Annotated in this window: 17 protein-coding genes, 1 tRNA gene and 3 pseudogenes; 10 read left to right on the top strand and 11 right to left on the bottom strand. The window is 55.4% G+C overall.

From position 1 onward, the window contains the following. On the bottom strand, positions 1-365 hold a 365-nt coding region (locus GHO41_RS23550; RefSeq protein ID WP_256678836.1), incomplete at its 3' end, for an MFS transporter. Positions 366-580: 215 nt separating this feature from the next. Between GHO41_RS23550 and GHO41_RS23545 the strand changes: the two genes are divergently transcribed. Beyond that, positions 581-657, top strand: a tRNA-Met gene (locus tag GHO41_RS23545). 525 nt (positions 658-1,182) lie between these two features. Then, on the top strand, positions 1,183-1,533 hold the full coding sequence (locus GHO41_RS23540; RefSeq protein ID WP_048368418.1) for a DUF6124 family protein: 351 nt from the start codon (positions 1,183-1,185) through the stop codon (positions 1,531-1,533). A 54-nt stretch (positions 1,534-1,587) separates the two neighbouring features. Here GHO41_RS23540 and GHO41_RS23535 read toward each other — a convergent pair whose 3' ends face one another. After that, the gene (locus tag GHO41_RS23535; protein WP_153434781.1) at positions 1,588-4,836 is read right to left on the bottom strand and encodes a hybrid sensor histidine kinase/response regulator; all 3,249 of its coding nucleotides are present in this window, start codon (positions 4,834-4,836) and stop codon (positions 1,588-1,590) included. 181 nt (positions 4,837-5,017) lie between these two features. On the opposite strand from GHO41_RS23535, the gene GHO41_RS23530 reads away from it, so the two are divergent. The 7 genes from GHO41_RS23530 to GHO41_RS23500 all read left to right on the top strand — a co-directional run bounded on the left by GHO41_RS23530 (position 5,018) and on the right by GHO41_RS23500 (position 11,521). After that, complete coding sequence (locus GHO41_RS23530; RefSeq protein ID WP_048368420.1) at positions 5,018-5,599, top strand: fimbrial protein; 582 nt, start codon at positions 5,018-5,020, stop codon at positions 5,597-5,599. Positions 5,600-5,666: 67 nt separating this feature from the next. After that, entirely contained in the window at positions 5,667-6,365 is a 699-nt protein-coding gene (locus GHO41_RS23525) for a molecular chaperone (protein ID WP_153391035.1), read from the top strand. Between the two features lie 35 nt (positions 6,366-6,400). Then, positions 6,401-9,031 (top strand): fimbria/pilus outer membrane usher protein, encoded by a 2,631-nt coding sequence (locus GHO41_RS23520; RefSeq protein ID WP_153327060.1) that lies wholly within the window; start codon positions 6,401-6,403, stop codon positions 9,029-9,031. Next, positions 9,024-9,950: a fimbrial protein gene (locus GHO41_RS23515; protein WP_153327058.1), complete on the top strand. Its 927-nt coding sequence runs from the start codon at positions 9,024-9,026 to the stop codon at positions 9,948-9,950. The genes GHO41_RS23520 and GHO41_RS23515 overlap by 8 nt, the downstream gene beginning before the upstream one ends. Positions 9,951-9,970: 20 nt before the next feature. Next, positions 9,971-10,462 (top strand): fimbrial protein, encoded by a 492-nt coding sequence (locus GHO41_RS23510; protein ID WP_153327056.1) that lies wholly within the window; start codon positions 9,971-9,973, stop codon positions 10,460-10,462. A gap of 50 nt (positions 10,463-10,512) precedes the next feature. After that, positions 10,513-10,995, top strand: a complete 483-nt coding sequence (locus GHO41_RS23505; RefSeq protein ID WP_048368425.1) for a fimbrial protein — start codon at positions 10,513-10,515, stop codon at positions 10,993-10,995. A gap of 52 nt (positions 10,996-11,047) precedes the next feature. After that, the gene (locus tag GHO41_RS23500; RefSeq protein WP_227024775.1) at positions 11,048-11,521 is read left to right on the top strand and encodes a fimbrial protein; all 474 of its coding nucleotides are present in this window, start codon (positions 11,048-11,050) and stop codon (positions 11,519-11,521) included. Positions 11,522-11,531: 10 nt separating this feature from the next. On the opposite strand, the gene GHO41_RS23495 is transcribed toward GHO41_RS23500, so the two are convergent. The 9 genes and pseudogenes from GHO41_RS23495 to GHO41_RS23460 all read right to left on the bottom strand — a co-directional run bounded on the left by GHO41_RS23495 (position 11,532) and on the right by GHO41_RS23460 (position 20,264). Further along, positions 11,532-12,176 carry a response regulator gene (locus GHO41_RS23495; protein WP_048368427.1) on the bottom strand — a complete coding sequence of 215 codons (645 nt, stop codon included), beginning with the start codon at positions 12,174-12,176 and terminating at the stop codon, positions 11,532-11,534. A gap of 58 nt (positions 12,177-12,234) precedes the next feature. Then, a complete protein-coding gene (locus tag GHO41_RS23490; protein ID WP_048368428.1) occupies positions 12,235-12,885 on the bottom strand; it encodes a response regulator in 651 nt (216 codons plus the stop codon). Positions 12,886-13,164: 279 nt separating this feature from the next. Continuing rightward, complete coding sequence (locus GHO41_RS23485) at positions 13,165-14,361, bottom strand: EAL domain-containing protein (protein WP_048368429.1); 1,197 nt, start codon at positions 14,359-14,361, stop codon at positions 13,165-13,167. Positions 14,362-14,372: 11 nt separating this feature from the next. Next, positions 14,373-17,141 carry an ATP-binding protein gene (locus tag GHO41_RS23480; RefSeq protein WP_048368430.1) on the bottom strand — a complete coding sequence of 923 codons (2,769 nt, stop codon included), beginning with the start codon at positions 17,139-17,141 and terminating at the stop codon, positions 14,373-14,375. Between the two features lie 113 nt (positions 17,142-17,254). Then, positions 17,255-18,139, bottom strand: coding sequence for a Dyp-type peroxidase (locus tag GHO41_RS23475; protein ID WP_153327052.1), 885 nt, complete (start codon positions 18,137-18,139; stop codon positions 17,255-17,257). Between the two features lie 99 nt (positions 18,140-18,238). After that, positions 18,239-18,667: pseudogene (locus tag GHO41_RS30805) on the bottom strand (methyl-accepting chemotaxis protein); the annotation flags it as partial. Positions 18,668-18,778: 111 nt separating this feature from the next. Further along, positions 18,779-19,456, bottom strand: a pseudogene (locus tag GHO41_RS30800) (PAS domain-containing protein); the annotation flags it as partial. A gap of 337 nt (positions 19,457-19,793) precedes the next feature. Then, positions 19,794-20,000, bottom strand: a pseudogene (locus GHO41_RS23465) (carbonic anhydrase); the annotation flags it as partial. Positions 20,001-20,096: 96 nt separating this feature from the next. After that, the gene (locus GHO41_RS23460) at positions 20,097-20,264 is read right to left on the bottom strand and encodes a metallothionein (RefSeq protein WP_048368434.1); all 168 of its coding nucleotides are present in this window, start codon (positions 20,262-20,264) and stop codon (positions 20,097-20,099) included. Between the two features lie 213 nt (positions 20,265-20,477). Between GHO41_RS23460 and GHO41_RS23455 the strand changes: the two genes are divergently transcribed. Then, positions 20,478-20,940: TIGR00366 family protein (locus tag GHO41_RS23455; protein WP_178126562.1), on the top strand; the 463-nt coding region annotated here is incomplete at its 3' end.

The raw sequence follows: 20,940 nt of genomic DNA, 5'->3' as shown, positions 1-20,940 counted from the left end.
ACCCGCGAGTCCTCGGGGTGAAAGGTCGACGAGCCCACCCCGACCAACGCGGCAGCCAGCAAAATCAGTGGAAAACTGCCGACCTGAGACAACATCAAAATCCCGACCAGCGTACACACCATGCCGCACGGCAATAACAGCGGGTTGGGGTGACGGTCGGTGTAGTAACCCACCCACGGCTGCAACAGCGACGCGGTGAGTTGAAAAGTCAGGGTAATCAGACCGATCTGCGTGAAGGTCAGATCGTATTTGTCCTTGAGCAACGGATAGATCGACGGCAACACCGCCTGGATCAAGTCATTGATCAAATGCGCCAGCGCCACGGCCCCGATAATGCGCAGGACTAACGGGCTGGCTTGAGGCATTTGAAGGTCTGGCGTTGTTTTTATTGGAGTGTCGCTAATAGCCATAAGGGTTTCCAGGCAACAGATGAATGCACGTGCAAGTGCCCCAATGTGCCATTTTTTAACAAGCCAGTGCCATCCGAACCCCGAGAAACCTTAAGCGTTTGATAGCGCAGAGAAAATTTTCAGATATTTGCTTGACACACCCCCCTTACGAGGGAATAATGCGCGCCATCGGCTACATAGCTCAGTTGGTTAGAGCATAGCATTCATAATGCTGGGGTCCGGGGTTCAAGTCCCTGTGTAGCCACCAAACACCGGTTTCACCACATCGCAAGATGAAATGAAACCAACGAGAAAGCCCGCCTAGTGCGGGCTTTTTTGTGCCTGTCGATAAATAGCCTGTAGTCGCTGACGAGGAACGAAGGCTGCGATGGGTTGCGCAGCGACCCGCTTTTGAAGGGCTTGCGGCCCTTATCGCAGCCTGCGGCAGCGACTACAGAGGTTGCTAATCAGCCATTTCGTACGACGCTTCCCTTTCAATCCGCTGAAACATCCTAGAAACTTCCGTTCGCTTGTGCCTGATCATTTCGGGGAATAGTCTCGGCCCATCGCTGCAAAACAGCGGTCGGGTTTAGTCGCCCGTGTTCCCTAGGCGCAAGGCGCCACCTCCGCGAGGCGCTTTTTCTTGGCCTGCGTTTTATGGTGGCCGTGCGCAGGGCGTCCATGTGGCGCGCCGGGTTCCTAGGTGACCGGTCGACTAACCTGCGCATGGCTGCCACCCATTCGTTTAGTCGCGACAAGTGACAGCTCCTTAAACACCCTAGGAGTTGTAACAATGAAAAAGCTGGTCCCCGATCCACCCGCCCTACCCCTGCAAACTGCTGCTCAGTGCGATGCATCGTCGTTAGACCGTGCCGCCACCGATCGCGCCCTCGATTACTACCTGCACGACCATAAGCCTCCACGGCACGTGGATCAGGCCACGTATGCCATACCCGACAGCGTCAATTTAGAAGCGGCTTTGGCCCAAGCGTCAGACTTGTTGCGCTACGCGGGCGCTTCGGCGAGTGAGGCGGGGAATGGCTTGAGCGGGCATTCGCGTAGTTTGGTGTTGTCCTGCATGCACCTGGTGGAGCTGGCCAAGGCGTATGTGGATAAATCGCTGGATGGTGTGACGACGCACTAAAGCAGCACGCGCCTGAGTGCAAGCAGGCGCGTCATGGCCGATACAAGGCTATGCCTATCGAGGCGGGTACAACGCGCCCTCAATCATCTTGAGCACAACCCGGTGCAATCGCTTCAAAAATGCCTCAACCGCACTGGCCGACTCTGGATTCAAAGGCTCATGCAACAGGGTTACTTCACACACACCGCACGCCGCAGCCAGATCTTGAGCCCCTACGGTGGCTAGCGAACCATTGATTCGGTGCAGATAGCTGATCAGCTTTGAAGTATTGGAGGTTTGCAAAGCCTGCTCAGCCTGTTCCAGGTCTTCCTGCATGGTTGTCACAAACAAACGATGCATGGCTGGCGAAAGGGTTATCCAGCCTTCAAGGTCAGCAGCATGTTCAGCGGGCGCCTGTTCCTGTAGTGCCTGCGGAGCCACTGCTGCGGGTTGCCGAGAATAGGCTGCCAAGGTCTGGCGTAAGGTCTCAAGGTTCAAGGGTTTGACTAGCCAGGCGTTCATCCCGACCTTGAGGCAGTGTTCGCCCTCTTCACGTAACGCATTGGCAGTCACTCCAATAATCGGTACGTCCGAGTCCAACTGACGCAAGCGCTGGGTGAGCTGATACCCGTCGAGCTTGGGCATGTTGACGTCGGTGATCACCAGATCGAATGACGCCTCTTTCCAACGCAACAGGGCTTCTTCGCCATCTTGGGCCAACGTCACCCGTACGCCCAAGGCCTCAAGCTGTTCCTTGAGGATCTCGCGGTTGACGGGGTTGTCTTCTGCAACCAACACGCTCAAGTCCATGTCTGAAACAGGCTCGGCGATGTAGGCCGGCAGTTCGCAGGTAGAGCCTTGCGCCACCTGCATCAAGGTTTTGGCAATCGCGCGGATGTCATAGGCATTGACCTCCCAACCGCGCACTGTTTTTTGCGGCAGGCTCGGCGCGGTTCCCGTGGCGATCACTCGGGCGCCCTGCCAAAGTTGCGCAGCCAATGGATCCGGCTCAACGTCGAGCAACACGGCATCACTGTCTTCAGTGCCTGCATCCGACCAGACCAAGGCTCGCGCGCCCCAACCGCCAAGCCATTCAGTCAGGCTCTGGGCAAGATCCTTAAGCGGCGCACGCACATAAACGCTCACGCCTTGCAGATTAATGTCGGTACTGTTGGCCAGCGCACCTGCCACGATGGGCAAGCGTATATGCAATGAAAAACTGCTGCCCAAGCCAGGCTCACTGACTACTCGCAAGTGGGCGCCCATCATTTCACTGAGCCGAGCGCAGATCGACAACCCCAGCCCCGCACCACCCGCCAGCTCGCTCCCCCCCACGTGAGAAAAAGGCTTGAACAGTTTCGGCAGTTCCTGCTCGCTGATGCCCATACCGGTGTCGGAGACTTGCCATTGCAGTGAGACATGGTCGCGCTCGATGTCTGTCACTTTCAGCCGCAGGACCACACGCCCAAAATCCGTGAACTTGATGGCATTGCTGAGCAAGTTGTTGATGATTTGACGGATTCGCACCGCATCACCGCACACCAGAGGCGGCAAGGAGGCGTCAGCGCAGGCGAAAATTTTCAGGCCTTTGTTGTTTGCCGAAGCGGCATAACTGCGCACCGCATCTTCAAACACATCCAGCGGGCTAAAGGGTTTCGGCTCGACCGCCATTTGCCCGGACTCGATCTTGGACACGTCCAGCACATCGCTGATGAGTTGAAACAACACCGTCGACGAACGCTGAATGGTGCGCAGGTATTCCTGCTGACGTGCATTGAGCGGGGTCATTTCCAGCAACTCGAGATTGCCGAGTACGCCATACAGAGGCGTGCGGATTTCATGACTCATGGTGGCCAGAAACAGGGTTTTAGCCTTGCTGGCCTCATCGGCGGAGCGGCGCGCCTCCTCCATCATATTGGCGTCGTCGACATGCCGGGTGATGTCGTTGAAACCACACAGCACCACGTCTTTGCCCTTGTAACGGGTAAGCGCAAAACACACCAGAAGGTGGCGGCCGGCAACCTCCAGCTGGACCTCGCCCGGTTCACGCTTGGCATAGTCGCGCTTCAAGAGCGCGATCAATTCAGGCGTGCCCTGCCATTGCTGGGCACGCTGATTCTCCAGCAATACGATGCCCGTGCCACGCTGCACCACACACAAACCAACGGGTGCATTGTCGAGCATGACCCGATTGAACTCTTCGCTTTCAGCCAGCGACTGGTTGGCGCGGTTTGCAGGTTCGATGATTTGCAGGCGATACCAGCGGTTGAGGCGCCAGGCAATCAACGCAAACAGCAAGACCAGCACCACAGTTCCCAACAAGGGCCACTTGGCGTAACCGAAAAAGTTCTGGTAACTGATGGTGTACAGACCGACCCAAGGATCTGAGCCCCCCGAACTCAACTTGAAGTGCAAACCGTCAGACTGAAAACTCATGCCAAACGGCAAGTCATACGCATCCAGATCATCGCCCAGCAGTACCTCGCCTGCGGGCGAAATCAGCGTCAGCTGACTCTTGCTCGGGCGCATCAATAACCGCTCAAGGTCACTGATATCACTGACATCCAGCAAAGCGGTGAGGATCACGGAGTCGTCATCTGCTGGGCCGGGCAAAAAGCGATGAGACAAACCCACCCCGATAGCGCCCACGATGTATTTGCGTTTCTGGATAAGGCCGGCCGGGGCACGTACCCATAACACCTGGTTGTCATCTAGTTTAGGACCCAAGGTGACAAGCTGGTCATACAGGCGTTTGGTCACCTCAAAGAAGTTGAATTTTTGTAGCAGCGGGAACTGCCGGGCTCCATCAATACCGGGCACGGCAATGGTGAACAGGTCGGTGGGTGAAAAGACAAACACTTGGGGCGCCGTGTAATGGGAATCGGACCAATAGGCGGCAAACAGATCGGTCAACTGCACGCCAAACGAGTAAACGCCGGCCATTTGTTCAGCGCTGAACTTGTCGCGCTGGCTGACGGTAAAGGGCAGTGACTTGGCGGTATCGCGGCTCTGGAACAAACGCTCATCGGCCTGACGCATCAACTCGGTGTGTGAGCGCGGCACACTGTCTTCCAACAGATTCTCGTTATCCTGGCCATAGCTTTCGGCTGCCGTGCGCAAAAAGGCTTCATGTTCATGAATGCTTTCCATCAGCCGCGCAAAGTGAAAATCAGTCTTCTCGCCCTCCTCCTTCAACACCCAGTTAACCGCCCAATAACTCATGCTCACCAACAGCAGGGCCAGCCCGGTCAGCAGGAGCAGCAATTTATTGAGTCTGAGTGAACTCAGTGCCAAGGCACCGAGGCGTACTTTTGCTTGTTTCATGAGAGAGCCTATCAGGGGCATTGCGGCCCAAAAATATAGTGCCTACGAAAACAGGAATCGTCTGATGGGGCTCAAGCCCGGCAAATTGCATCCTATGCAACACCTGCTGCGGCGAGCCGTGAACAGGGGGGGACGATCAAAAATGGATATCACACATAATTTCTTGCAGAGGGCATCTCTCATGTTTCAAACAATCGGCAAATACACTGCGCTGTGCGGCTCCACGCTGCTGATCGCAATGGCAGCTGCCACCGTACACGCAGCTGATGGTCAAGTTGAATTCACTGGCAGCGTCAACGATAACGCCTGCACCATCAACAGCGAAAGCGTGAAAAAGTCGGTTGATATGGGCCAGGTCCGTATTGCTGACTTCCCTAACACTGTAGGCGCTGTCGCGACCTCGGGTGCTACACCGTTCTCGATCTCGCTGGAAAACTGCAGCGGTTCGACCCTGAAGAACGCTTCCATCAAGTTCAGCGGCCAACAAGCGGCATCGGACGCCACCGTACTGGGCATGGTCGGTTCTAATCAGGTATCTGGCGTAGGTATCCAGATCGCTGACGCCCGTACCGGCGACAAACTGCCTTTGAACACCGCCAGCACCGATTACGTGCTGCGCCCACAGTCCAACACGTTTGACTTTACAGCGTCCTACGTACGCCTTGTGGCTGATACCCCAGGCACCGAGGGTGCACCAGGTACCCGTGGTATCGGTACCGGTCAGGTTAACGCGCTGGCTACCTTCGACGTTACTTACAAGTAACTCATGTTTATTAACGCAAGGGCTCGTGACTAATCACGGGCTCTGGCGTTAACAAGAGGACCTCTACATGCGTTTAAAAGTTGCAGCCTTTTTGGCGTTGGCAGCAGGCTTTTGGCTGCCCCACGTTCAGGCAGGCGTCAATGTCGGCTCCACACGCGTCGTCTACCAAAGCAAGGAAAAGGAAGCCAACCTATCACTCTCAAACTCGGGCGAAGATGGCGTTCCGTATCTGGTGCAATCGTGGGTCAGCCCTTATGACAATAAGGATGACAGTGCAGATGAATTCATCATCACGCCGCCCCTGTTCCGCCTGGACGCCAAAGCTCAGAACATCCTGCGAATCATCGCCACCAACGTTAAAAGCCTGCCCACCGACAAAGAAAGCCTGTTTTTACTGAATGTCAAAGCGATCCCGGCCAAGAGTGCCGAGCAAAGCAGCCAGAACGTGCTGCAGATCGCCCTTAAGACCACCATCAAACTGTTCTACCGCCCTGCCGGCTTGCAGGGTTCTCTGCCTGAGGCTGTTGAAAAACTTCAATGGCGTGCTGAAGGCGGAAAACTGACGGTTCAAAACCCGTCGGGCTACAACGTAGTCGTCAGTGACTTGCTGATTAACAACACGGCCAGCAAAGGCATGCCCGAGGTGATCAAGCCCGGCAGCACCGTCGCCACGGCGATCGCGCTGAAAAACAGCGACACGCTGGAACTCAGCTACATCAATGAATACGGCAGCACCGTCAAAGCGGCACCTGTTACCCCTCATTGATTCGTGAATGAACCGTTGAACAGAAGGATTCCCTCATGCTGCGAGTGCGCATGTGCGCCTTCGCGCGCCGAGTAAAAAACTTAAGTACGTTAAGCCTTAGTGTTCTCGGCTTCACCGCAACTGCAGCGCATGCGGAATTCAGCTTCGACTCTTCCTTTCTCGAAATTGGTGGCGGTAACACGTCGTCCGAAGTGGCTGAGCAAGTTAAAGCCATGAGCCAGGGGCAATTGCCCGGGATTTACCGGGTTGACCTGTCAGTGGATGACCGGGTGGTTGAACAACGCGACATGAACTTTATTCGCGAGACCCCGAGCCAGGTATCTACACCTAACGGCCTGTTCCCGTGCTTTAGCCTTCAAGCCCTGACGGAGCTGGGCATTGACCCCGCGCGCCTGAAGGACGCAGAGATCAGCCCTGACAAGTGTGTGTACTTCAACCGTGAATTGACCGGCGTCACGTACGACTACGACTTCAATAAACAAAGCCTGAACCTGCAAGTGCCTCAGGCTTTTATCGGCGATGTGCCGTTCGAGACTCGCCGCAAAAACTGGAGCAACGGCGAGCAGGTTGCATTTGCCAATTACAGCTTTTCCGGCAGTAACTACGAAACCCAGACCGGCAACCGCCAATCCCAGTTCGGCAGTGTACACAGCGGCATTAATAGCGGTGCCTGGCGCTTTCGCAACTTTTCGACCTGGCAAAAAAGCACCAATGTCGAAGGCAGCTGGAAGTCCGTAGACACCTATGTCCAGCATGACCTGGGCAACCTGATGGCCATTGCCACCGTTGGTGAAAGCTCAACCGACAGCGACCTGTTTGACACGATCTCGTATCGCGGTGTGGGCATTGCGTCTGACCTGGACATGCTGCCCGATGATGCGCGCAACTTTGCCCCGGTGATCCGTGGGGTGGCCAACGGTCGCTCGCTGGTGACCTTGCGCCAGCGCGGCTATGTGATCAGTGAACAGTGGGTGCCGTCCGGACCTTTCGCCCTTAAGGGCCTGTACTCGACGTCCAGCAACGGTGACATCGAAGTGACGGTCGAAGGCCCCAATGGTGAGCGCCAGGTGTATATCCAGTCGTTCTCGTCGGTGCCGTATATGTTGCGCGAAGGCCAACAGAGCTACTCGGTCACAGCGGGGCAATTCCGCCCGGCAGACGGTGCGCTGAACTCGCAGAAACCCACCTTTGTTCAGGGTACCTACCGTCGCGGGCTGACAGAGGGCACCACGCTGTTTGGTGGCTCTATCGTCAGCGAGCAATACAAATCGGCGCTGGTGGGCTTTGCCCATGACTTCGCTGGCTTCGGCGCCATTTCGCTGGATGTGACCCATGCCATCAGTGATGACATAGGCACGGATTCCAAGACCCTGTCAGGGCAGTCGTACCGGTTTCGCTACTCCAAGTCCATCGACTTGACCGATACCAGCTTCAGCCTGGTGGGCTATCGCTACTCCACCAACGGCTATTACAGTTTTAACGAGGCCATCAGCGCACGCGCCAACAATACGCTGGTGCCGTACACAGATGAAACGCTCAGTAATAACGCTGCTTTTTCTCCCTATTTGGGCGGCCATATGAAAAGCAGCTTTACCGCCAACGTATCGCAACAACTGGGCAACTATGGCGGCATGTACGCCAACCTGACCAAAACCGATTACTGGAACAGGGCCCAAAGCAATACGTCCATTCAAGTGGGCTACAGCTTCAGTGTCGGCAGTGCTTCGTACAACGTAGGCCTGGCCCAGAACAGCGGCACCGGCGATGACATCCGCAGCGTGTCACTGAGCGTCAGTCTACCGCTGGGTAACCCCGGCAGCAGCAGCCGTGTCGGCCTGAGTACCAACCAGGACACGGCCGGTAATGCGTCGCGTAACGCGACATTCAGCGGCAATCAATTTCAGAACGACGCGCTGTCTTACACCTTGGGTATTAACCAGCAGATCAGCGATGAAGATCGCGTGCTGGGCAGTTCGATCGCGGCCCGTTACAACGCCGCCAATGCCATATGGCACGGCTCATACAACAGGGATCAAAACACCCGTCAGATGGACTACGGCGTGGAAGGCGGCGTCGTTGCCACTCGCGAAACCCTGATGTTCACCCAGCCATTGGGCGAAACCAACATCATCGTGGCCACGCCGGGGGCCGCCAATGTCGGTGTGTTGACCAAAAGCGGGATCAAGACCAACAGCAGTGGCTACACGATTATTCCGTCAGCCCAGCCGTACCGCAAAAACAAGGTGTCACTCAACACTGACTCGCTCTCGGACAACACGGATATCGCGAACTTGGTGCAGGAAGTCACCCCTAATCGAGGCGCTTTTGTGATGGCTAATTTTGAAACCCACAACGGTCGCCGCCTGTTGCTCAGCATTACCTCCAGCAATGGCAAACCGGCGCCCTTCGCTGCTGAAGCTCAACTGTTCGACCTCGATGGCACGCTACTGAGCAGCGCCATGGTCGCGGATAAAGGCCGGGTATTTATGACCGGCGTACCTGAAAAGGCGCGCCTGCAGATTAACGTTAGCGGCCAGCCGTGGTGCACCCAAGACCTGGACCTGAACACCTATAACCTGTCTGACGCGGGCATTGGGCAAGTGCAACTGCGTTGCAATGCCCAACTGGCCACGCCGACAGACACAAAGGGGACTCCCGATGCATGATTCCACCGCTAAACCCCGTCGTATGAAGTGGCCAACCCTGGTGGTGCTAGCACTCGGCTTGCTGTTCAGTCTGGCCAGTCAGCAGGCTTTTGCTTTTTACGAAAACAACATGACCTGCACGGCTACGGGTAACCAGGGCATGGTCGATTTGGGAACCCTGGCGCCATCCGCAGTTATCCAAGTAAACATGACCGCAAACTGCCGAGTCACGCGATGGTTCCCGGTGGGAGCGAATCTCTCTTTCACGCAGCTCAACGCAGTAGGTAAAAGTAATGACTTCGTAGCGTTTCACAAGAACAGCACTCGATTCCTGACAAACGGTGGGATGGGTACAACCGGTACGACCTGCGTGCCAAGCAGTTGTGTGCCCTTGGCGGTAGGCACCACATTTTCATATGACGTGCTTTTTGCCGCTAGTGCGCCGTCTACACCGGGCTCTTATCAGGTGGGCGTGAGTCTTTTTGTTACGTCCACTGGGGGGTGGGAGCTGTACTCAGACTATCTTCAAACCATCCTTATCAAATACACCGTGTCTCAACCTGCCTGTTCGCTGGGTTCTGCTAAAACCATGAACCTGTCTTTTGGCACGCTCAACAGCAGCGATTTCGCCACCAGTCAGCAAGTGGCCAATGTCACGATGAACTGCACCAAAGGCACGCAAGTGACTGCCACTCTGGTGCCGACCCAAGCCGCCATCAGCGGCAGCACGGGCGTTTCGGCCACCACGCTGGCCGGGCTGTCGATGGCCGCTACCTGGGCCGATAACGATACCGCCGTAACCTTTAACAGCCCGCGCTCGTTAACCCTGAGAACTGGCGCCAATACCATCGGCGTGGGCTTTCGGCCGCGCCTGAATACCAGCGTATCGCCGACCGGCAACTTCAGTAGCCAATACACCCTCAACATCACCTATCTCTGATCAACCACAGGAGCTCGACCATGAAATTACGCTTAGCGCTGGCCGCAGCACTGATGGGGGGGCTGGCTTGCACATCGGCCCATGCAGTAACAGATAGCGTGACCATCAACGTCAGCGGCACGTTGACCCGCCCGCCCTGCACCATGACCAGCAGCAAGACCCTGACCGCCAACTTTGGCACCTTGCGCTACGACCAGATTGCCGCGGCTGACATGATTGATCTGCCGGTCACCCTGACGTGCCCCGCGAACTCCTCACTGAGCGTCAGCCTCAAGGCCAGCGCCCTTGTTTCGGGGTCTACCACCCAAGGATGGGCAGGCAAAGATTATTTGGGCTACTCCATGTACTTAAAAAGCGATAACAGCTTGCTCAATCTAAGCGGCGTAAAGCGTAATTTGACCAACCAAAGCGGTACCGTTGACCTGAGCATGAAAATTAAACTGGTCACATTCGGTGCGGTAAACGAAGGTGCTTTCAGCACGTCAGCAGTGCTTAGCATTGAGTACTTGTGATGGATCTTCGCTTATCCATCCGACCTCATAGCCAACAACAGGAACGCATCATGAATAAACACCTTATAGCCCTTTCACTGCTGGGCATGGTCATGTGTGGCAACGCCTATGCTGACAGCGACAGCAGCACACTTACCGTTAAAGGCACGTTGATTCGTCCACCTTGCACATTGACCAGCAATAAGGTGCTGACCGCCGATTTCGGCACCCTGCGTTATGACCAGGTGAGCACTGCTGCACAAATCGATGTCCCGGTGATCATGACGTGCCCGCCAAACTCAGTGTTGAATATCAGTGTCACGGCGTCTTCGGCGCTGTCGGACACCGTGGCTTCGGCAGGCAGGACAAACCTGGGTTATTCACTGTTCTGGAAAAGTGACAGCACAGTCATCAACATCAAAGGCACCAAGCGCAACGTCACCAACCTCAATGGTGCGGTTGATCTGAGCATGAAGGCTAAATTGATTGCGCAAGGTGCACTGTCCGAAGGCACGTTCACGGCCTCCGCTGTAATTAATATCGACTACTTGTGATATGCCCATGATTGCTCGAATAACTCTATGGTTCGCGCTATTGGTCGTACTCGTGCTGGGTTTGAGTACTGTCAGCTGCGCCGCAGACGCCCCTTCACTGGATATCAAGGGCACGCTGATAAAACCGCCGTGCACGGCCAGTTTCCCGGCCTCGCAAAGTATTAACATCCCGAAGGTGAACCTTAATTCACTGCGCACTGACATCAGTGAATGGACCGATGTGGACCTCGATTTCACGTGCACCAAAGGCAGCCTTGTGCACCTGCGCTTAAGCGCCGGCAGCGGTTCTTTTGACAGTACGACGCTGCGCACCTCGCTCGACAAGCTGGGGCTAAAAACCCGCCTGAGCAACATGACCCTTACCGAGAAAGTGATGGATTTGAAGCTGGGCGACCAACTGATCTTCCCCATTCAAGACACGCAGCTAAAGCTCAAACTGTCGGTCAGACCGGTGAAAACCGGGCAAGAACTGCCCGAGATAGGCAATTACAGCTCAACCCTGTTGCTGGAAATGATCTACCTGTAACTCAAGCCAGTCAGGCAAACAGATTGGCCTTGATGCACAGAATCAACAGCGCCTGATCACTGTCGACATCAAGCTTGCGCATGCCTGATATTTTCAGCGTGCTGATGGTTTTGATACTGCGATTCAAGCTCTGCGCTACATCACTCACGCTCATGCCTGAGGCAAACAGACGCAAGACTTCAAACTCCTTGACCGAGAGCTGGCTGAGCTTGTGCGAAATGCCGTCCATTTCTTCGCTCGACGCGCCCTCATGCGAGTTGTGCTGGTAATGCCCTTCACGATAGAACGCATCCAGCGCCACCAGAATCTGCTCCAGACCGGCGTTCTTGGAAATCACACCGCTAATCCCTAACTCATACAGCCAGGCCAGAATCTGCGGGTTGGAAATCACCGTCAGGATCAACACCCGGGGCTCAGGGAAATGCCGGCGCAAATACTCGACCAGGCGCGTGCCGTCGCCATATTGTTCATCGCCCGGCATGTTGTAGTCGGTAATGATCACGTCAGGTCGCAGTTGCGACACCTTGCTGATCAACTCAGACGAATTCATGGCTTCACCCACGACCTTGAAACGCGGATCACGCTCTATGATTTCGCGCACGCCCATCAACACAATCGGATGATCGTCGGCCAGTAATACTCTCATTTTGGGCATGACGTTTATGACTCCAGTCCTGAAAGACAGGTTGCTGTGAACGGCCGGGATAGAAGGCTTATGACTCGAAAGGATCGGCCTTGATACAGTAAGTGAGCAGCGCGTGATCCGTGAGCACTTCCAGCTTGTGCATCGCAGAAATTTTTTGTGTGCTGACGGTTTTTACGCTGCGGTTTAACAGCTTGGCAATCTCGCTCACGGTGCTTCCAGTTACAAACAGCCGTAGCACCTCAACCTCGCGCGGCGAAAGGTTGGAGAAACGCTCATCGATCACTTTAGCGTTGGCCAGAACAGACATTGGCTGGACACTCGGCGCGACATAAGGCCGATCATTGGCCAAGGCGTTCAGCGCCTTGCCGATTTCTTCGTGGATGTGGTTTTTGGCAATCACCCCCGCCACGCCCATTTCCAATAATCGGGAGATGATCAGTTGATTGCTGACCATGGTCAGCACCAGAATTTTCACCGCCGGAAACTGTTCAATGATGTATTCGATCAACTGCAGGCCATCACCGTAAAGGTCATCACCGGGCATGTTGAAGTCGGTTATGACCAGATCGAGCTGATTCGACACCAACAGTTTGATCAACTGCGATGAGCTGACGGCCTCCCCGACCAACTCAAAACGCGTGTCGCGCTGGATCATCTCCCGCAGGCCTACTAAAACCACCGGGTGGTCATCGGCAATTACTGCCTTTATTTCGTGCATTGCCCTGACTCCAAATTAATGACGCATCGCTCTTTATCGCTGAGTGAATTCGAGGTTAGGCCAGTGTTCGCCCGGTCAATCGAGCGAACAATGATCAGGGCGTACACAGACGTACACATCACCAATCTGGAGTGCATGGACGGCAAGGTCAGCCTGCTTGAAATCCCCCTCGCAGGACTGCAAAAGGCAGCACTCCTTGCTTCCTTGAACCGCTGATACGTTGTGCTGAAAGAATAAAAAAGTTGGCCGAGCGGCCTGCCCATCATTTTTTGTGCAACGTTACCCCCATGATGGCTTGGAGCTATCCTCCAACAAAAGAGTTCCAAAATCAGCCGGTGAAACAGCCCCGCAAATCAGAAAACCCTGCGCTTGATCACAGCCAATACGACGCAGAAACGCTAGCTCTGCCTGAGTTTCTACGCCTTCGGCGACCACCGTCAGGCCAAGCTTTCGACTCAACTCAACCAGGCTGCGCAAGGCAGAAGCCAGATTTTCATTTTCGACACAGCCATGCACCAGCGAACGATCAATTTTGAGTTCACTGAAAGGCGTGGACACCAGATTGAAATAAGAACTAAACCCCTGACCGAAGTCATCCTGGGCCAAGCCGAACCCCATCATCCTTAAGCGGCAAGCCCCTGCGTAATAATTACTGAGCTCTTTGGTGGTTGAGCTTTCCATAAGCTCAAACACGATGCTGCGCGGCTCCCCGCCCTCAGCCACCACGTAATCACGCAAGCGGTCCGCCAATTGGTGGTTATCCAGCAAATGCGTGGGCAGGTTGATGGAGACGGGAATATCCCACCCTTGGTCGCGCCATTTTCTTTGCGCTTGCAGGGTTTGCTCCATCATCAACCACAATAGACGCTCTTCCAGCCCCTGTTTTATCAACAATGATAAAAAATCTTTGGGGAGTAATGTTCCGGCTTCCGGGTGGACCCAGCGCACCAATGCCTCGGCACTGAGAATATTGCCGTTGAGCAAGGACTTCTTAGGCTGGAACCAGGCCTGGATCTCGGCGTTGTCCATCGCTCGCACAATGCTGAACGGGTCGACTTCAATGGTCAGCGCAGGGTCTGTCAGACCGTTCAGGCAGTAAGCAGCCATCTGCTCCTTTAAGCGCATGACGGCATTGAGCTCAACCGGCTTGGAGATTAAACCAACTACCGATATACCCAGGTTTTTTGCCACCAGCCCCGCGCTGATCAACATACGCCGTGATGACGCACTCATCAGCGCCAGCGCCGGACGCTTTTTCAATGCGGCAATTTTTTGGATCAACTGCACACCATCCATGACGGGCATCAGTAAATCGGTGAGGAGCAGGTCATAGTTATGGCGCGCCAGGTGCTCTAACGCCTCATCGCCATCCCATACAGTGTCAACCTTAAAGCCGCCCACCTCACTGAACACATTCAGCAAGTACTCATGCTGAAAAGGATGATCCTCAACGACCAAAACACGATATGGTTTCACTGGACCCTCCTTTAGAAGTGCTGAAGACAGTTGTACAAGGTGTGCAGCGTAAAAGGCTTGATCAAACAGTGGTTCATCCCCGCGCGCAGGCAGCGCTCACCCTCATCGCGCATCGCATTGGCGGTGGCACCGATAATGGGCTGGGTCACGTTCATGGAGCGCAATTGGGCTGCCAATTCATAACCGTTCATTCTCGGCATATTGACGTCAGTCAGTACCAGATCGAACTTGGCGTCTTGCCACATGCCCAAGGCCTCCAGCCCATCACTGGCCAAGGTCACTGAACAGCCAAGTTCCTCCAATTGATCACGCAAAATCAACTGATTGATCACGTTGTCTTCAGCGACCAGGATTCTCAGATCAAGTTTGAACTCGTGCTTTTCAGCTTCCGGGTCAAGGAGCGTATCAGCGCTGGTGCCTTGTGCCTTGGACAAGGCACGGTAGACGTCTTGCAAGCTATTCAGATTAGCCTGCCAACACAGAGTGCCCGGATTGATCGGTGACGACAGGTCACTGGCGGCCACTACGGCAGGGCCGGTCCACTCGGGCTCCAATCGTTGCGCAAAAGCCCCAGGGTGCAGCTCCAGTAACACGTCGCCCTTTAGTACGTCGCCAGGCTTGGGCAGGCCTATATGGGCACGCGCGCCCCAGCGACGTAACCAGCCGCAGTAACACTCGGCCAGCTCACGCAGGGGTGATACCACGTACACCACACTGGGCGCCAAATCGCCCATGGGGCTTGGGTGCTCTTTGTCTCGCACCTGCTCCAAAGGCAAATACAGGGTAAAACTACTGCCTAAACCGGGTTCACTCACCAGCCGCATGCTGCCGTTCATCAGGTGCATAAGGCGCTTGCAGATGGAGAGACCCAAGCCGGTTCCGGCAACCACATTTTTTGCCGACTCCACTTGGTAAAAAGGCTCGAACAACCGCGCTTGTTCTTCAATGGCGATGCCTTTTCCGGTGTCCGACACCTGCCAATGCAGCAAGACGCGCTCATCATCACGGCTGTCCATTTTGAGCCGCAGGACAATTTTGCCGTTGTCGGTGAATTTCAACGCATTGTTGAGCAGGTTATTGAGGATCTGGCGGATACGGGTGACATCCCCGCTGAGCCACTCGGGCACAGTCGAATCAATCAAGGCAAACAGTTGCAAGCCCTTTGCTTGCGCAGCCCCGCTATAGCCTTGAACAACTTCTTCGATCAGCTCCATGGGGCTGAAGGTGTTCAATTCCAGCTGCAACTGGCCCGCTTCAATGCGTGACACATCCAGCACGTCGCAAATCAATTGCAGCAAATTGCCAGATGAGCGCTCGATGGCTTTCAGGTAGTTGTTTTGCTGGTCATTAAGCTCAGTGCGTGCCAGCAGTTCGAGCGTGCCTAAAACGCCATACAGCGGGGTTCGAATTTCATGGCTCATGGTCGCCAAAAATAGAGTCTTGGCCTCATTGGCACGATCAGCCAATTGCCGGGCGCGCTCCAGCGTCACTTCAATTTGCTTACGTGCTGTGATGTCGCTGAAGGCGCAAATCAGCACGTCCTGGCCGTTATAACGAGTCGGCGCGAATGCGAGGTAGAGAAGCCGGCCATCTTCCATCTCTACTTCATCGCTGGTGCTCGCATCACGTTGGTCAAACGCACGAGAAATCCAACCATGGCACAATTTGCTTCGCTCACGGCCGCTACCCAGCCACTGTTGCGACAGGGAGTTTTCCAGCACCACCGTGCCATCTGTACGGCGAATTACGCACAGCGCAACCGGAGCAATTTGCAATACGGCGCGGTTGAACGCCTCACTTTCAATCAGTGCTTGAATACGTTTTTCACCCGGGGTGATCAGCCGCTTGTCGATGCGCGCAATGAGCAGGCGCAATCCGATGCACGATGCGATCAACAAGAACACACAGCCCAGTAAAGGCCACATCAAAACAGGCAACAGGGTACGAATATCTACGGCATAGACGATTTGCCAATTCGAATAACCAAGTTTTTTTCTGATCGCCAGACTGTCTGGAAACCATCCACGCCCAATAAAGCCGAAAGAGTTTTTAGGCGCCAGCGTGTGCAAAGAGTCCACTAACGTGGATTGCACCGCATTGGTGAAAATAATTTGCCCATTGCCGTCCAGCAGCATGAAATCGCCAGCGCTTTCACTGCTCAAGGCGTCTATAAGATCCGCGCCTTCGACCTCAATGCCCAACCACCCTGATGCCAGGTTGCGGTTATCCAGTCGGGCAAATAGATAAAAGGGCGAATCCAGGGCTTTTTTATCAGTCAGCCATAGATCATCGCGTAGTGAATACCATTTGCTGGCTTCATCCTCCAGACGTTGCAGGATCTCCTTGGGCACGGGCCTCAAGTGACTTGTGGTGTTAAACAAGCGAACCACCTCTGGGTCTTGCGCTTGCGACACATACAACAGACTGACTTTACTCTCGGACAGGTGCTCTACCATCCGCTGGGTCAGCCATAGGTTCCAGCGATCATTTTCGCTGCCCAGACTAATGCTTGTCTCTTCTTCAGGATCAACACTGATGAAGGGCGCGTGGCCGGGTTTATCAGGCACAGCCGCTAGCACCAGACTCTTGAGCAAAGTCTGGCGGCTGACGAAAAAATCCTGGGCATTGAACACCGCTTCGTTCATGACACTGCGGCGCTGAGAGACCTCTTGGTTAAACACCGCGCGCAAATAGATCAACGAGCCAGCAATCACCGCAATGATCAGGCCAGAGGCAAATAAGTGGAGTAGTTTTCGGGCAGCTTGAGGAGTCGATTTCATCCCGCGAGCCTAAGCCGCGAAAATGTTAAAAATAATCAGACAATTCCTGAAACGGCAAAATCAAGTCGCTGGCGAGTGACCCAGGGCTGCGGCCCTCGCCAGCGATCACGGGCTTAGGAAGGCAGAAGCGCGCTCAGGTCCAGGCGGCCGTCTTTAAGCGGCGGGCACCAGTAGTAACCACCGTTCAACGGGCGGCTGAAGCTGTAGAGGGCGTCTACAATGCCGTCTTCCATGCCGCTCATGCGGCGCAGTTGAACTTCAAACGCGTTCAAGGTACGGCTGAACGAGACGAACATCAGCCCCGATTTGCCGTTTTCAATCCAGGGCATGGAGCGGCGTACGGTGAAGGCCTCAGGCGAGAAGCTCTCTTGTGCGGTGCGTTTGACGTGAGCCGATTCCGGCGCGTCGTCCAGTTCTTCGTTGTCGCTTTTACGGCGGCCAATCATGTTGTCCTGTTCGGCCTGCGGGCGGGCGGCAAAGCCATTGAGGTCGTGTTGCCACTGTTGCACGGCAACAAACACGCCGCCGTCCAGCCCCGGACCTGCATTGGTGACGATGGCCGCGTCTACGGCCGCTTCGTCCACCGGGTTCTCGGTGCCGTCTTCATAGCCGGTCAGGTCGCGGTCGGTGTTGTAGAGGAAGCCTTCGGTCACTTGCAACAGGTTGAACGCAGGCGCCAGCGCCGTTTCAATGGCCTGGCTGCGGTGCAACAGCTCACCACGATCATCACCCCACAACCACAGCCACAGGGCGTGTTGGGTCGACGGGTTTTCAACCACGGCATTGAGTGCGGGGAAGACGCGCAGCCCCGGCACTTTTGCGCCCAAGGCCAGTACCAGCGGTGAACCCAAGCCTGCTACCACGCTTTTGCCGTCTACCCACTGCGACAAGGTGTCGAGTGCAGCCGGCAGTGCTTCTACAGACTTGAGGGCGAAAAACATATAGCGCGCCTGCGGCGGCACGGGTTTGGCGAGGATGCCGGGCTGGTAAAGACTCATAGAAACTCCTTCAGGAAAGCCTGGAGTTTACGCCTCACCAGCGACTTTTCGGACACCAAAGGTTATTTTTGTTGGCCCACGCCCTATGTAGATCAAGTCTTAGGCTGATAGCTGATTAGCAAATCGCCCTACGACATCTACCACCTTTTTCGCGCCATCCTGAATTTCGACAATCACCGTGCCGGCTTCCGCGGCCAGAGACAGGCCCTCTTCGGCTTGCCGTTTGCCGTCAGCAATCAACGCCACGGCATGGCTTGCCATGTCTTGGTTCTTACGCACCACAGAGATGATTTCTTCGGTGGCCTTGCTGGTGCGCGAAGCCAGTTGACGCACTTCATCGGCCACCACGGCAAAGCCGCGCCCTTGCTCACCCGCGCGGGCGGCTTCAATCGCGGCGTTAAGCGCCAGCAAGTTGGTTTGCTCGGCAATCGCGCTGATGGTTTTGACGATGCTGCCAATGACCTGCGACTGATCGTTCAGTGCTTCGATGCCATCGCCTGCTTGCTGCATGTGCTTGGCCAGCTCACGCATCACATCGACCGCTTGTGTCACGACGATGGTCCCGCGTTGAGCGCTGTTGTCGGTGTGCAACGAGGTGCTGTAGGCAATCCCCGCCGCCTCGGACACGGCTTGTTCCTGCTGCACTTGGTCGGTGATGACGGTGGCGAATTTCACCACTTTATAAAGGTTGTCATTGGCGTCGCGCACCGGGTTGTAGGAAGCCTCAAGCCAGACTTCACGCCCCTGGCTATCAATACGCTTAAAACGATCGGCAACAAACTCCCCCGCGTTCAAGCGCTTCCAGAAGACTTCATATTCAGCGCTGCTCTGCTCTTGGGAGGTACAGAACATACGATGATGCCGACCCTGAATCTGCGCCAGCGAGTAACCCATACCCCGCAGGAAACGGTCGTTGGCCGTGAGCACTTCACCCTTGAGATTGAACTCGATAACGGCGGTTGAACGCATCAGCGCGTCCATCAGGTTTTCGTGGTCACGCGAGGCTTCTATGGTGCGAGTCAGGTCGCTGGAAAAAATCGAGATGCGCATAATCTGACCGCTGGAGTTGCGCACCGGCTGCATGATTGAGCGCAGCCAGGCTTCCTGCCCATTGCCCCGGAGCAAACGCACGGTACCGCTGTAATGCTCACCACGGTTCATGGCATTTTTAAAACGCAGATGATGCTCGTCATGCTTTAAATGAGCCGGCACCAACTCATCAATATGCCGCCCCAGGAGCTGGCTGCCCGAGTAGTTCATGTCGTGAGTGAAGTTGCCATTGACCGACTCGACACGCCCATCAGGGTCCAGGCTCATGCAGAGCATTTCGCTCTCCAGGCTGTCTTTGATTTGCTGAATTGAGGACAGTTCTTCGCGAAGAGCTGACAGCTCCTGTTTCAAGCGTTTGTTAAACATGGGGGATACCAAGGGATAGGAAGCGCGTGATAGAAGCATCGGCTTTCGCCTGCGTTTCTAAAGGCTTCCTGACGAGCGGTCATGTGCTGAAAAAGCTGAACAAACCGGCTGCTTGCCATGGGTACTGTAACGCGATTGTGGGAGCTGGTTTACCAGCGATTCAGGCGACTCGATCGCTCAGAAAAACCGAGTTGATACTATCGCTGGCAAGCCGGCTCCCACTTGCATGTGTAACGGTTTAAACAGGTTTTACCGGGAGCAGGCGGTATTGCGGTGGCAGTTGGTCCAGACCACTGATGGTGGTATCGAGGCTTTTCCAGCGGCCGTCTTTAATGCCGTAGATGCAACCGTGAACCGAGAGCTTTTGCCCGCGATGCCAGGCGTTTTGCACAATGTTGGTGTGCCCGACGTTGGCCACTTGCTGGATGACGTTCAACTCGCACAGCGAGCACTTTTCTTACGCGCACTTACTCCGCCATAGGATGGCAAGCGCTTGTCATAAGAGCGCGCAGCGCGTGGCTGCGCGCGCAGGCTTTACACGTTACTTGGCTTTATCGCCGCAGTGGCAGCCGCTGGAGGTGCTGCACGCCTGGCCTTTGGGGTGATGGTCGGCACACGCCTGGCAGCAGTAGTGCTTGCCATCGCGCTCGATGCCGTGGCTACCGACTTTGCAGTTACAACTCGGACAATCACACGTGTGTTCTTTCATTTTCAACTCCATGTTGTCAGGTCGTTATCAAGCGACAGGCGTGCCGCTTACAAGCAATGACTGTAGACGCTGGGGCAGAGTTCAAAGGTCAGCCTATCGGAAAGCCGCCGAAATTCATTTACTGTACCCACCAGCCCAGCTGTAAACCGCGAGCCTGAGGGCTCGCAGTGAGATTGGGCACCCAATAATCATAAGAAAGTCGAGGTTTCCCCCATGGCCGCTGAGATGACCGACAGTCGCTCTGCCCGCTTTGCCCTGCGCTGCTCCAACTTTGCCGAACGCTGGTTCCCAGACTCCTGGGTGTTTGCCGCCGTTGCGGTGATCGTCGTGGCGCTCGCCACTCTGATAATGGGCGCCAAACCCACGGATGCCGCGATGGCGTTTGGTGACGGGTTCTGGAGCCTGATCCCCTTTACCATGCAAATGGCCTTCGTGGTGATTGGTGGTTACGTGGTCGCCAGCTCGCCACCCGCGGTGAAGCTGATCGACAAACTCGCCAAGGTGCCGAAAAACGGTCGCCAGGCGGTGTGTTGGGTGGCGTTGATTTCAATGGTTGCCTCGTTGCTCAACTGGGGCTTGTCGCTGGTGTTTGGCGGGCTGCTGGTGCGCGCCCTGGCCCGGCGCACCAACTTGCGCATGGACTATCGCGCAGCCGGGGCTGCTGCCTACTTGGGGC

The sequence above is a fragment of the Pseudomonas sp. FSL R10-0399 genome (assembly GCF_009600165.1).
Lineage (GTDB): Bacteria > Pseudomonadota > Gammaproteobacteria > Pseudomonadales > Pseudomonadaceae > Aquipseudomonas > Aquipseudomonas helleri.
Note: the sequence above shows the minus strand (reverse complement) of the source record. Positions and strands in the feature narration are given on the sequence as shown.

What these genes read in the sequence shown, in the direction of transcription:
- GHO41_RS23530 (WP_048368420.1), top strand. Translation starts at nt 5,018, where the DNA reads ATGTTTCAAACAATCGGCAAATACACTGCGCTGTGCGGCTCCACGCTG.
- GHO41_RS23475 (WP_153327052.1), bottom strand. Translation starts at nt 18,139, where the DNA reads ATGAGTCTTTACCAGCCCGGCATCCTCGCCAAACCCGTGCCGCCGCAG.
- GHO41_RS23520 (WP_153327060.1), top strand. Translation starts at nt 6,401, where the DNA reads ATGCTGCGAGTGCGCATGTGCGCCTTCGCGCGCCGAGTAAAAAACTTA.
- GHO41_RS23535 (WP_153434781.1), bottom strand. Translation starts at nt 4,836, where the DNA reads ATGAAACAAGCAAAAGTACGCCTCGGTGCCTTGGCACTGAGTTCACTC.
- GHO41_RS23525 (WP_153391035.1), top strand. Translation starts at nt 5,667, where the DNA reads ATGCGTTTAAAAGTTGCAGCCTTTTTGGCGTTGGCAGCAGGCTTTTGG.
- GHO41_RS23515 (WP_153327058.1), top strand. Translation starts at nt 9,024, where the DNA reads ATGCATGATTCCACCGCTAAACCCCGTCGTATGAAGTGGCCAACCCTG.
- GHO41_RS23490 (WP_048368428.1), bottom strand. Translation starts at nt 12,885, where the DNA reads ATGCACGAAATAAAGGCAGTAATTGCCGATGACCACCCGGTGGTTTTA.
- GHO41_RS23495 (WP_048368427.1), bottom strand. Translation starts at nt 12,176, where the DNA reads ATGCCCAAAATGAGAGTATTACTGGCCGACGATCATCCGATTGTGTTG.
- GHO41_RS23480 (WP_048368430.1), bottom strand. Translation starts at nt 17,141, where the DNA reads ATGAAATCGACTCCTCAAGCTGCCCGAAAACTACTCCACTTATTTGCC.
- GHO41_RS23505 (WP_048368425.1), top strand. Translation starts at nt 10,513, where the DNA reads ATGAATAAACACCTTATAGCCCTTTCACTGCTGGGCATGGTCATGTGT.
- GHO41_RS23460 (WP_048368434.1), bottom strand. Translation starts at nt 20,264, where the DNA reads ATGAAAGAACACACGTGTGATTGTCCGAGTTGTAACTGCAAAGTCGGT.
- GHO41_RS23540 (WP_048368418.1), top strand. Translation starts at nt 1,183, where the DNA reads ATGAAAAAGCTGGTCCCCGATCCACCCGCCCTACCCCTGCAAACTGCT.
- GHO41_RS23510 (WP_153327056.1), top strand. Translation starts at nt 9,971, where the DNA reads ATGAAATTACGCTTAGCGCTGGCCGCAGCACTGATGGGGGGGCTGGCT.